10 protein-coding genes are annotated in these 10222 nt (G+C 63.2%); 7 read left to right on the top strand and 3 right to left on the bottom strand.

Going from position 1 to position 10222, the window contains the following annotated elements; all coding sequences use genetic code 11:
* Positions 1-148 precede the first annotated feature (148 nt).
* The 6 genes from HX821_RS31025 to HX821_RS31000 all read left to right on the top strand — a co-directional run bounded on the left by HX821_RS31025 (position 149) and on the right by HX821_RS31000 (position 6109).
* Positions 149-1816 carry an AMP-binding protein gene (locus tag HX821_RS31025; protein ID WP_102369643.1) on the top strand — a complete coding sequence of 556 codons (1668 nt, stop codon included), beginning with the start codon at positions 149-151 and terminating at the stop codon, positions 1814-1816.
* A gap of 31 nt (positions 1817-1847) precedes the next feature.
* Positions 1848-2291, top strand: coding sequence for a hotdog fold thioesterase (locus tag HX821_RS31020; RefSeq protein WP_003217165.1), 444 nt, complete (start codon positions 1848-1850; stop codon positions 2289-2291).
* 98 nt (positions 2292-2389) lie between these two features.
* Positions 2390-3199, top strand: coding sequence for an alpha/beta fold hydrolase (locus HX821_RS31015; protein ID WP_008431257.1), 810 nt, complete (start codon positions 2390-2392; stop codon positions 3197-3199).
* Positions 3196-4050 carry an alpha/beta hydrolase gene (locus tag HX821_RS31010; RefSeq protein WP_087695368.1) on the top strand — a complete coding sequence of 285 codons (855 nt, stop codon included), beginning with the start codon at positions 3196-3198 and terminating at the stop codon, positions 4048-4050. The genes HX821_RS31015 and HX821_RS31010 overlap by 4 nt, the downstream gene beginning before the upstream one ends.
* A gap of 102 nt (positions 4051-4152) precedes the next feature.
* Complete coding sequence (locus tag HX821_RS31005; protein ID WP_003217171.1) at positions 4153-4971, top strand: DUF4892 domain-containing protein; 819 nt, start codon at positions 4153-4155, stop codon at positions 4969-4971.
* A gap of 73 nt (positions 4972-5044) precedes the next feature.
* Entirely contained in the window at positions 5045-6109 is a 1065-nt protein-coding gene (locus HX821_RS31000; protein WP_003217173.1) for an AI-2E family transporter, read from the top strand.
* Between the two features lie 28 nt (positions 6110-6137).
* Here HX821_RS31000 and HX821_RS30995 read toward each other — a convergent pair whose 3' ends face one another.
* Both HX821_RS30995 and HX821_RS30990 read right to left on the bottom strand, forming a co-directional pair.
* Positions 6138-7175, bottom strand: a complete 1038-nt coding sequence (locus HX821_RS30995) for a cell wall metabolism sensor histidine kinase WalK (RefSeq protein WP_003217175.1) — start codon at positions 7173-7175, stop codon at positions 6138-6140.
* On the bottom strand, positions 7175-7939 hold the full coding sequence (locus HX821_RS30990) for a response regulator (RefSeq protein ID WP_032898726.1): 765 nt from the start codon (positions 7937-7939) through the stop codon (positions 7175-7177). The genes HX821_RS30995 and HX821_RS30990 overlap by 1 nt, the downstream gene beginning before the upstream one ends.
* Positions 7940-8229: 290 nt before the next feature.
* Here HX821_RS30990 and pyrF point away from each other — a divergent pair, with 290 nt between their 5' ends.
* Entirely contained in the window at positions 8230-8928 is a 699-nt protein-coding gene (pyrF, locus tag HX821_RS30985) for an orotidine-5'-phosphate decarboxylase (RefSeq protein ID WP_003217180.1), read from the top strand.
* A 155-nt stretch (positions 8929-9083) separates the two neighbouring features.
* Here pyrF and HX821_RS30980 read toward each other — a convergent pair whose 3' ends face one another.
* On the bottom strand, positions 9084-10091 hold the full coding sequence (locus HX821_RS30980) for an NADP-dependent oxidoreductase (protein WP_087695366.1): 1008 nt from the start codon (positions 10089-10091) through the stop codon (positions 9084-9086).
* Positions 10092-10222: the final 131 nt, after the last annotated feature.

Raw genomic sequence — 10222 nt, 5'->3', positions numbered from 1 at the left:
CCGCTGTAAGAGCGGAACCCATTTCAGCCATCACCCAAATAACGGATATACCCCCAAACAGCAGAACTTGCACCCCCCGCGCTCCCATGAAATAGTCAGCCAAGCAAGTGCTTGGTTGGCTACCATCGGAACACAAAGGAGCGCGTCCATGTCTGTCGCTATTCGTTTGCCGCTGCAAGTCTTCTTCGACCGCGAAGCCCGCCACCCACGGCAACGATTCCTGGTTCAGCCCATCAAAGGCGGCGAGGTCCAAACCCTCACCTGGGCCGAAGCCGGCCACCAAGCCCGCTGCGCCGCCCACTGGCTGCGAGCCCGCGACCTGCCCCAGGGCTCCCACATCGCCCTGATCTCGAAAAACTGCGCCCACTGGATCATCGCCGACCTCGCCATCTGGATGGCCGGCCACGTCTCGGTCCCGCTCTACCCCAACCTCACCGCCGACTCCGTCGCCCACGTACTCGAGCATTCCGAAGCCGCACTGGCATTTATCGGCAAACTGGACGACTGGCCCGCCATGTCCGCCGGAGTAAAGGCCGACCTGCCCACCATCAGCCTGCCGCTGTGCCCCGATGGCGAATTCGATTTCACCTGGGCCGACCTGCAAGCCTGCTCACCCATTCAGGACAACCCCGCGCCCGCAGCATCCGATCTAGCCACCATCATCTACACCTCCGGCACCACCGGCCTGCCCAAGGGCGTGATGCACAGCTTCGGCGCGCTGGCCTTCGCGGCCATCCGCGGCACTGAACTGTTCGGCCTGGGGGAGGGCGATCGCCTGCTGTCCTACCTGCCGCTGTGCCACGTCGCCGAACGCATGTTCGTGGAGATGGCCTCGATCTACACCGGACAGACAGTATTTTTCGCCGAGAGCCTCGACACTTTTCTGACAGACCTCAAACGGGCGAGGCCAACAGCGCTGTTCGGCGTACCGCGCATCTGGACCAAATTCCAGATGGGCGTCTATAGCAAAATCCCCGCAAGCCGCCTCGATACCTTGCTGCGCCTGCCCTTCATCGGCAAGCGGGTCGGCCACAAAGTACTCGCCGGGTTGGGCCTGGACGCTGTGCGCGTGGCGATCTCCGGCGCAGCCCCCGTGCCCGAAGCACTGTTGGTCTGGTATCGCCGGCTGGGCCTGGATGTGCTGGAGGTCTATGGCATGACCGAAAGCTGCGGCTACTCCCACGTGTGCCGCCCCGGCCAGCAGAAACTCGGCTGGATAGGCCCGCCATGCCCGGACGTCGAAGTGCGCATCGGTGACGACGGCGAAGTCCAGGTACGCAGCGGCGCGACCATGCTCGGTTATTACAAGGACCCCGCAAAAACTGCCGAGACGCTCACCGCCGACGGCTTCCTGCGCACCGGCGACAAGGGCGAGCAGGGCACCGATGGCCGCCTGCGGTTGACCGGGCGGCTCAAGGAAATCTTCAAGACCAGCAAAGGCAAATACGTGGCCCCGGCGCCGATTGAAAACCGCCTGGCCGAACATGCACGCATCGAGCAGGTGTGCGTGGTGGGCGATGGCTTGAGTGCGCCCATGGGCCTGTGCGTGTTATCTGCCGTGGGTCTGCAAGATGCCGCAGGCGCTGGGCGCCAGGCTTTGCAGGGCAGCCTTGAACGCTTGCTGGAAGAGGTCAACCAGGTGCTGGATAAACATGAGCGCTTGCGCCAACTGGTGGTGGTGAAAGACAGTTGGGCGGTGGAAAACGGTTTTCTCACGCCGACCTTGAAGATCAAGCGCAACGTGATTGAATCAGCCTACGGGTCGCAGTTCCTGGCCTGGAGCGAGCGCTCCGAAGCCGTGCTGTGGCAGGATTGAGCACTGACATAAAACCAATAAGGACCGATCAATGAGCCTGTGGCGCACCCAACCGAATATCGAGCAACTGAATGCGATTCAGAAAAACACCATCGGTGAAGTACTGGATATCCGCTTTGAACGTTTTGACGACGAGTCCCTGACGGCCAGCATGGTGATCGACCACCGCACCCATCAACCCTACGGCCTGCTGCACGGCGGCGCGTCGGTGGTACTCGCGGAAACCGTGGGCTCCATGGCCAGTTACCTGTGCATCGACGCCAGCAAGTTCTATTGCGTGGGCCTGGAAATCAACGCCAACCACCTGCGCGGCTTGCGCAGCGGGCGGGTGACGGCGGTGGCCAAGCCGATTCATATCGGGCGCACCACCCACGTGTGGGACATCCGCCTGACCAGCGATGAAGGCAAGGCCAGCTGTGTGTCGCGCCTGACCATGGCCGTGGTACCGCTGGGGGAGACGCCGCCGGCCCGATAGGCGTGGCGTGAGTGTCATCATTCCTGGCAGTTACAGTCATTGCCGTGACTGCCCGGTCTGGGGAGAATCAACACTCTGTTTACGGTGATGGATCAGGTATGTCGCAGCACGTGTTTTTCGCTCACGCCAATGGCTTTCCTTCGGCGACCTACGGCAAATTGTTTGCCGCCCTGGCCCCGGAGTACGCCGTCGCGCATTTGCCGCAGCACGGTCACGACCCCCGGTTTCCAGTGGATGACAATTGGCAGAACCTGGTGGACGAATTGATCCACCACCTTGAGCAACAACCGGAGCCGGTGTGGGGCGTGGGCCATTCGTTGGGTGGCGTGCTGCACCTGCACGCGGCCATGCGTAGCCCGCAGCTGTATCGCGGGGTGGTGATGCTGGATTCGCCGGTACTGACCCTGGCCGATCGCTGGGTGATCCGCGCGGCCAAGCGTTTCGGCTTTATCGACCGGCTGACCCCGGCGGGGCGCACCCTGGGCCGTCGTGAAGAGTTCGCCGACCTGGCGGCTGCGCGCCAGTACTTCGCTGGCAAGACCTTGTTTCGCGGCTTTGATCCCGACTGTTTTGATGCCTACCTGCAACACGGCCTGGAGCCGGTGGGTGATCGCCTGCGCCTGCGCTTTGATCCGGCCACCGAAATCAGCATCTACCGCGGCGTACCCCACACCAGCCCCGGCCAGGCCCGGCAACTGAAAGTGCCGCTGGCGGTGGTGCGTGGTCGCCAGAGCCGGGTGGTGATGCGTCACCATGCCAGCGGCGTGGGGCGCATGCCCATGGGCGAAATGCTGACCATGCCCGGCGGCCACATGTTTCCCCTTGAACGCCCACAGGACACCGCCACTTTGATCAAGAACCTGTTTGCCCGTTGGGAAGCTCGCCAGCGCGAGCGCAGTTGCGCATGACTGCGCCCGTCGAAGAAGTCCGCCTGGCGCTGCCGCACATCGAGTTGGCGGCGCATCTGTTCGGCCCTGAAGACGGTTTGCCGGTGATTGCCCTGCATGGCTGGCTGGACAACGCCAACAGCTTTGCCCGCCTGGCACCGAAACTCGATGGCCTGCGCATCGTCGCCCTGGACATGGCCGGCCATGGTCACTCGGCCCATCGCCCCGTTGGCGCCGGTTATTCCCTGTGGGATTACGTCCACGACGTGCTGCAAGTCGCCGAACAACTCGGGTGGAAACGTTTTGCATTACTTGGCCACTCCCTCGGCGCCATCGTTTCCCTGGTGTTGGCCGGCGCCTTGCCGGAGCGGGTGACGCACCTGGGATTGATTGATGGCGTGATCCCGCCGACCGGCACCGCAGACAACGCCGCCGAACGCCTCGGCATGGCGTTGCAGGCGCAAATGAACCTGCAGGACAAGCGCAAGCCGGTGTACAGCACCCTTGATCGCGCGGTGGAAGCGCGGATGAAAGGCGTGGTGGCAGTCAGTCGTGAAGCCGCCGAACTGCTGGCCCAGCGTGGCTTGATGCCCGTGCCGGGTGGTTACACCTGGCGCAGCGACAGCCGCCTGACCCTGGCCTCCCCCATGCGCCTGACAGAAGAACAGGCGATGGCCTTCGTGCGCCGAGTCGGCTGTCCGACACAGTTGGTGGTCGCCGAAGACGGCATGTTGGCGAAACATTCCGAATTGCTTTCCGGGCTTCCGTTCCAGGTGACTACCTTGCCCGGTGGCCATCATTTGCACCTGAATGACGAGCCAGGCGCTACCCTTGTTGCAGACTGTTTCAATCGGTTCTTCTCCACGCCTTGACTTGGCGGGGTCAACTGCCGAGGCTGGGCGGATCGAAAGGGAGTCAACCATGAACGATCTCAACACCGCAGCGCACCCCAATGGCCAGGGCGCGCCGATCCGATGAGTATGCCGAAGGGATTTTTCCGTGTTCTGGGGCTGTGCTGTTTCAGCCCGCTGGTGTTTGCCGCCGACGTACCGGGTAGCCAGGACTTGCCCGCCGTGGCCCGTCAGGTCGACGCGCAGATCGTCGACTACCGTCCCGCCGAAGAGAAAGAACGTATCTACCCGCTGGGCTCGATCCGCAAGATCAGCGGCCAGCTGCGCTATGAAGGCCAGGCCACCGCCCGCGGCCAAGCCACTGCCATCACCTACGAACTGCCTGCCGAGCACACCTCCAGCGCCGCCTTTACCGCCACCCGCGAAGCCTTGCAGGCCCAGGGCGCGCAACTGCTGTTCTGGTGCCAGGCCCGTGATTGCGGTGAAAGCAGCCTGTGGGCCAATGAAGTGTTCGGCAATGCCAAGCTGGTGGGCGCCGACGGCCAGCAGGAATACCTGCTGCTGCGCCTGGCGGCCCCGCAGGACAACTCCCTGGTCGCGTTGTACGGCATCACCCGGGGCAATCGACGGGCGTACCTGCACGTGGAACAGATGGACGCCAGCGCACCGTTGGGCGATTTGCTGCCGACCTCCGCTACGCTGCTGCGGGAACTGAAAAGCACTGGCGAGCTGGATTTTCCCAAGCTGGGCGCCGAGCCTGACGCCACCTGGCTCACCCTTATTTCCCGCGGATTGAACCTGGATGCCACGTTGCGGGTCAGTTTGACCGGGCCCACCGCCGAGGCATGGCGCCAGGGCTTGATCGATCAGGGCGTACGTGCGGCGCGCCTGGAAACCGGCACCACCGAAGCCAAGGGTTTGCACCTGCATCTGATACGCTGACCGTTCCAGGGCGAACGGACCCGCGCCGTTCGCCTAAGCTCTTCCTCTTACAGACTTCTTTTCGAGAAACCACATGCTCAATAACGATCGCCTGCTGGTGCAGATCCTGCTGCTGGTGTTGTTTGGTGCCAGCTTCTGGGTGATGGCGCCGTTCTGGTCGGCGCTGTTCTGGGGCGCGGTACTGGCGTTTGCCAGTTGGCCGGTGATGCGCTTGCTCACCCGCTGGCTGGGCGGTCGCGAATCGCTGGCCGCCGGGATCCTGACCCTGGTCTGGATGCTATTGGTGGCGTTGCCGCTGGTTTGGCTGGGGTTCAACCTGGCCGACCATGTGCGCGATGCCGTGGGCCTGATCAAGGATATCCAGGTGGATGGCTTGCCTGCGGCGCCCACCTGGCTCGGTTCCATTCCCTTTGTCGGCGAACGATTGGTGGCGATGTGGGACAGCATCGACCAGCAGGGCGCGGCACTGATGGTCACGTTGAAACCATACCTGGGCCAGGTCGGCAACTGGTTGCTGGCCCGCAGTGCGCAGATCGGCGGCGGCATCCTGGAACTGACCCTGAGCCTGGTGTTTGTGTTCTTTTTCTACCGTGACGGGCCGCGCCTGGCGATGTTTGTGCATCGCTTGCTGGAGCGGTTGATCGGCGACCGGGCGGGTTATTACATCGAACTGGTCGCGGGTACGGTGCAGCGGGTGGTCAACGGTGTGATCGGCACCGCTGCCGCCCAGGCCTTGCTGGCGCTGATCGGCTTCTGGATTGCCGGTGTTCCGGGGGCTTTGGTGCTGGGGATCGTGACGTTCCTGCTCAGCCTGATTCCGATGGGCCCGCCGCTGATCTGGATTCCGGCCACCGCCTGGCTCGCCTGGAAGGGCGACTACACCTATGCGGTGTTCCTGGGTGTATGGGGCACGTTCATCATCAGCGGCGTCGACAACGTGCTCAAGCCCTACCTGATCAGCCGTGGCGGCAACCTGCCGCTGGTGATCGTGTTGCTGGGGGTGTTTGGCGGGTTGATTGCGTTCGGCTTTATCGGCCTGTTTATCGGCCCGACATTGCTGGCGGTGGCGTATAGCTTGTTGACCGACTGGAGTGCCACCCAGGCTCAGGTGCGGCGGGAAGATAAAACCGGGCAGTAATGGTTCCTGCAGGGCGCAGGAACCATTCCTACGCCCTTGGCAGCCACATTACGGCGGTAAGGCCGCCGCCCGGAGTTTCCTCCAGGCTCAGCCGTCCACCGAGGCGTTCCACGGCTTCCTTGGAAATCGTCATGCCCAACCCCACGCCACCGGAATTGCGGTTGCGCGAGCCTTCCAGCCGATAAAACGGTTCAAACACCGCCTCGCGTTTATCCGCCGCAATGCCCGGGCCGTGGTCGATTACCTTAACCACCAGCGCCTGCGGAGTGTCCGCGAGTTCGATGCGCGCGGTGCCGGCGTACCGCAGGGCGTTGTCGATCAGGTTGTTCAGGCACGAACGCAGGGCCATCGGTTGCACTTGCAGCGGCGCGCACTCACCACTGCATTGCACATCGGAGCCACGGTCCTGGGCGTTTTCACTCAGGGACTCCACCAGCGCCTGCACATCCAGCCAATGCCGGGTTTCGCTGGTGCGCTGCTCGTGCAGGTAGCTCAGGGTGGCGTCGAGCATGCCGATCATGTCGTCCAGGTCCTGGCGCATCTGGCCCTGCAGCTTGGTGTCTTCGATCTGTTCCAGGCGCAGCTTGAGCCGTGACAGCGGCGTGCGCAGGTCGTGGGACACGGCGCCCAGCATGCGGGCACGCTGGGTGACCTGTTCGCGGATGCGCTTTTGCATCAGGTTGAAGGTCGATGCCGCTTGCCGCGCCTCTCGTGGGCCGGACTCGTTCAGCGGTGGGCTGTCGAGGTCCAGGCTCAGGCGCTCGGCCGCGGCGCTCAGGCGCTGGATTGGCCGGCTGAGCAGCTTGGCGCCGTACCAGGCGGCAATGATCAGCGAGATAAACTGGAAGGTCAGCGGCACCACAGGCCCGCCGAACCAGGGACGGCGGTGCTCCTTGGGCATTGGCGTCAGGCTGCCGTCCGGTTGCTCGATGAAGGTCTCGTGGGGCGGAGGGGGCGGCGGGCCATAATGGTGAAACCAGAAGAATGCCAGCGCGTGGGCCAGCACAATCGCTACCAGCAACACACCGAACAGCCGCCCGAACAGGGTGTTGAAGGCGTTGCGCATCAGCCGATATCTCGGGCGTCGAACAGGTAGCCTTCACCGCGTACGGTCTTGATCAACTGCGGGGCCTTGGGGTCGTCCCCCAGCTTCTGGCGCAGGCGCGAGACCAGCAGGTCAATACTGCGATCAAAGGCCTCGATGGAGCGACCCCGGGCCGCGTCCAGCAATTGTTCGCGGCTCAGCACCCGGCGCGGGCGCTCGATAAACACCCACAGCAAACGGAATTCGGCGTTGGACAGCGGCACCACCAGCCCGTCGTCGGCCACCAGCTGGCGCAGCACGCTGTTGAGGCGCCAGTTGTCGAAGCGGATATTCGCCCGCTGCTCGGTGCGGTCATCCCGCACCCGGCGCAGGATGGTCTGGATGCGCGCCACCAGTTCACGGGGCTCGAAGGGCTTGGACATGTAGTCGTCGGCCCCCAGTTCCAGGCCGATAATGCGGTCGGTAGGTTCGCAGCGGGCGGTGAGCATCAGGATCGGGATGTCCGATTCCGCCCGCAGCCAGCGGCACAGCGACAGGCCGTCTTCGCCCGGCAGCATCAGGTCGAGCACCACCACGTCGAAGGTCTCGGCTTGCATGGCCTGGCGCATGGCCGCGCCATCGGTCACGCCGCTGGCGAGGATATTGAAGCGCGCCAGGTAATCGATCAGCAATTCGCGGATCGGCACGTCGTCGTCGACAATCAGTGCGCGGGTATTCCAGCGTTTGTCTTCACCGACAAGCGAGGCTTTTTGATCGTCATTCAGCACAGGAGTCAGGGTTTGCATGGTGCGATCATCTACCTGGTTGGCCGCCGGGCCGAAGCTCGGCGGCGAGGTTGTTGCGTTCAGCATAGGCGCCCAGCCCCGGGGCTGGAAGTTCTGTACGATGGTTCACGTGTGCGAGGCTAATCTTCGGGGGTATTGCAGGCATGTCGGGAATGTATCTGTTTCGACACAATTGCCCGGGAGCCCGCAATCTGGCGGCTAAATCGCGAATTACCGATCATCGGATCCCGCAAACCCGCTGCTTGCGCTACAATCCGCGCCGATTTCGACTTGCCTGAGAGCCCATTCCAATGTCCGCCTGCCAGACTCCTATCATCGTCGCCCTGGATTACCCCACTCGTGACGCCGCACTGAAGCTGGCTGACCAGTTGGACCCCAAGCTTTGCCGGGTCAAGGTTGGCAAGGAACTGTTCACCAGTTGTGCCGCCGAAATTGTCGGCACCTTGCGTGACAAAGGGTTCGAGGTGTTCCTCGACCTGAAATTCCACGATATCCCCAACACCACCGCGATGGCGGTCAAGGCCGCCGCCGAAATGGGCGTGTGGATGGTCAACGTGCACTGCTCCGGCGGCTTGCGCATGATGGCTGCGTGCCGTGAAGTGCTCGATCAGCGCAGCGGCCCCAAGCCACTGCTGATTGGCGTGACCGTGCTGACCAGCATGGAGCGTGAAGACCTGGCCGGCATCGGCCTGGACATCGAGCCACAGGAACAAGTGCTGCGCCTCGCGGCCCTGGCGCAAAAGGCTGGCCTGGACGGCCTGGTGTGCTCGGCGCTGGAAGCGCAGGCGTTGAAGACCGCCCACCCGGCGCTGCAACTGGTGACCCCGGGGATTCGCCCGGCGGGCAGCGCCCAGGACGACCAGCGTCGCATCCTGACCCCGCGCCAGGCCCTGGATGCCGGTTCCGATTACCTGGTGATCGGTCGCCCGATCAGCCAGGCGGCCGACCCGGCCAAGGCGCTGGCAGCGGTAGTTGCCGAGATTGCCTGACCTACCCGACCTGAAGCGGGCACGGTAAAAAATTGTGGGAGCGGGCTTGCTCGCGAAGGCGGTGTGACAGTCAATGCATAAGGTGACTGCTCTACCGCCTTCGCGAGCAAGTCGAACCGTCGCACCGCCGCTCCCACATTTGGTTCTGCGGTGTGTTAGCTGACCTTCAACACCAACTTCCCAAAGTTCTCACCGTTGAACAGTTTCATCAGCGTCTCCGGGAACGTCTCCAGCCCCTCGACTATATCTTCCTTGCTCTTGAGCTTGCCCTGAGCCATCCAGCCGGCCATTTCCTGCCCGGCAGCGGCAAAATTCGCCGCGTGGTCCATCACCACAAACCCTTCCATGCGCGCACGATTGACCAGCAGTGACAGGTAGTTGGCCGGCCCTTTGACAGCTTCCTTGTTGTTGTACTGGCTGATGGCGCCGCAGATCACTACGCGGGCTTTCAATGCCAGGCGGCTGAGCACGGCATCGAGAATGTCCCCGCCGACGTTATCGAAATACACGTCCACACCTTTCGGGCACTCGCGCTTGAGGCCGGCATGCACGTCTTCGTTCTTGTAGTCGATGGCGGCATCAAAACCCAGCTCATCCACCAGGAACCTGCATTTGTCGGCGCCGCCAGCGATGCCTACCACGCGGCAGCCTTTAATCTTGGCAATCTGCCCGGCAATGCTGCCCACCGCGCCTGCCGCGCCGGAGATCACCACGGTCTCGCCGGCCTTGGGCGCGCCGGTGTCCAGCAGGGCGAAGTAAGCGGTCATGCCGGTCATCCCAAGCGCCGACAGATAACGCGGCAACGGCGCGAGTTTCGGATCGACCTTGTAGAAACCCCGCGGCTCACCGAGGAAGTAATCCTGCACACCCAAGGCACCGTTGACGTAGTCGCCCACGGCAAATTTCGGGTTGTTCGACGCGATCACCTTGCCTACGCCCAGGGCGCGCATGACTTCGCCGATACCCACCGGTGGAATGTAGGATTTGCCCTCGTTCATCCAGCCGCGCATGGCCGGGTCCAGGGACAGGTATTCGTTGTGCACCAGCACCTGGCCGTCCTGGGGTGTACCCACCGGCACTTCCTGGTAAGTGAAGGTGTCCCGCGTGGCCGCGCCGACCGGGCGTTTGGCGAGCAGGAATTGGCGGTTGGTCTGGGCAGTCATGGCAGCGACTCTTGAGAAGTGGACCTTGAGTGATAGACCCTTCGGGCTGCACCGGCAAGGTGCGCAGCACCTGCGAATGCCCACCGATCCACTGCAATGATAGTGATGCCGGTGCCGTTATCACTGCGGCT

Origin of the sequence: Pseudomonas sp. B6001, assembly GCF_013386015.1 — a bacterium.
Lineage (GTDB): Bacteria > Pseudomonadota > Gammaproteobacteria > Pseudomonadales > Pseudomonadaceae > Aquipseudomonas.
Note: the sequence above shows the minus strand (reverse complement) of the source record. Positions and strands in the feature narration are given on the sequence as shown.

Excerpts from the sequence above, each read along its gene's own strand:
- HX821_RS30995 (WP_003217175.1), bottom strand. The coding sequence starts at position 7,175 with ATGCGCAACGCCTTCAACACCCTGTTCGGGCGGCTGTTCGGTGTGTTG.
- HX821_RS31000 (WP_003217173.1), top strand. The coding sequence starts at position 5,045 with ATGCTCAATAACGATCGCCTGCTGGTGCAGATCCTGCTGCTGGTGTTG.
- HX821_RS30980 (WP_087695366.1), bottom strand. The coding sequence starts at position 10,091 with ATGACTGCCCAGACCAACCGCCAATTCCTGCTCGCCAAACGCCCGGTC.
- pyrF (WP_003217180.1), top strand. The coding sequence starts at position 8,230 with ATGTCCGCCTGCCAGACTCCTATCATCGTCGCCCTGGATTACCCCACT.
- HX821_RS30990 (WP_032898726.1), bottom strand. The coding sequence starts at position 7,939 with ATGCAAACCCTGACTCCTGTGCTGAATGACGATCAAAAAGCCTCGCTT.
- HX821_RS31015 (WP_008431257.1), top strand. The coding sequence starts at position 2,390 with ATGTCGCAGCACGTGTTTTTCGCTCACGCCAATGGCTTTCCTTCGGCG.
- HX821_RS31025 (WP_102369643.1), top strand. The coding sequence starts at position 149 with ATGTCTGTCGCTATTCGTTTGCCGCTGCAAGTCTTCTTCGACCGCGAA.
- HX821_RS31010 (WP_087695368.1), top strand. The coding sequence starts at position 3,196 with ATGACTGCGCCCGTCGAAGAAGTCCGCCTGGCGCTGCCGCACATCGAG.
- HX821_RS31005 (WP_003217171.1), top strand. The coding sequence starts at position 4,153 with ATGAGTATGCCGAAGGGATTTTTCCGTGTTCTGGGGCTGTGCTGTTTC.
- HX821_RS31020 (WP_003217165.1), top strand. The coding sequence starts at position 1,848 with ATGAGCCTGTGGCGCACCCAACCGAATATCGAGCAACTGAATGCGATT.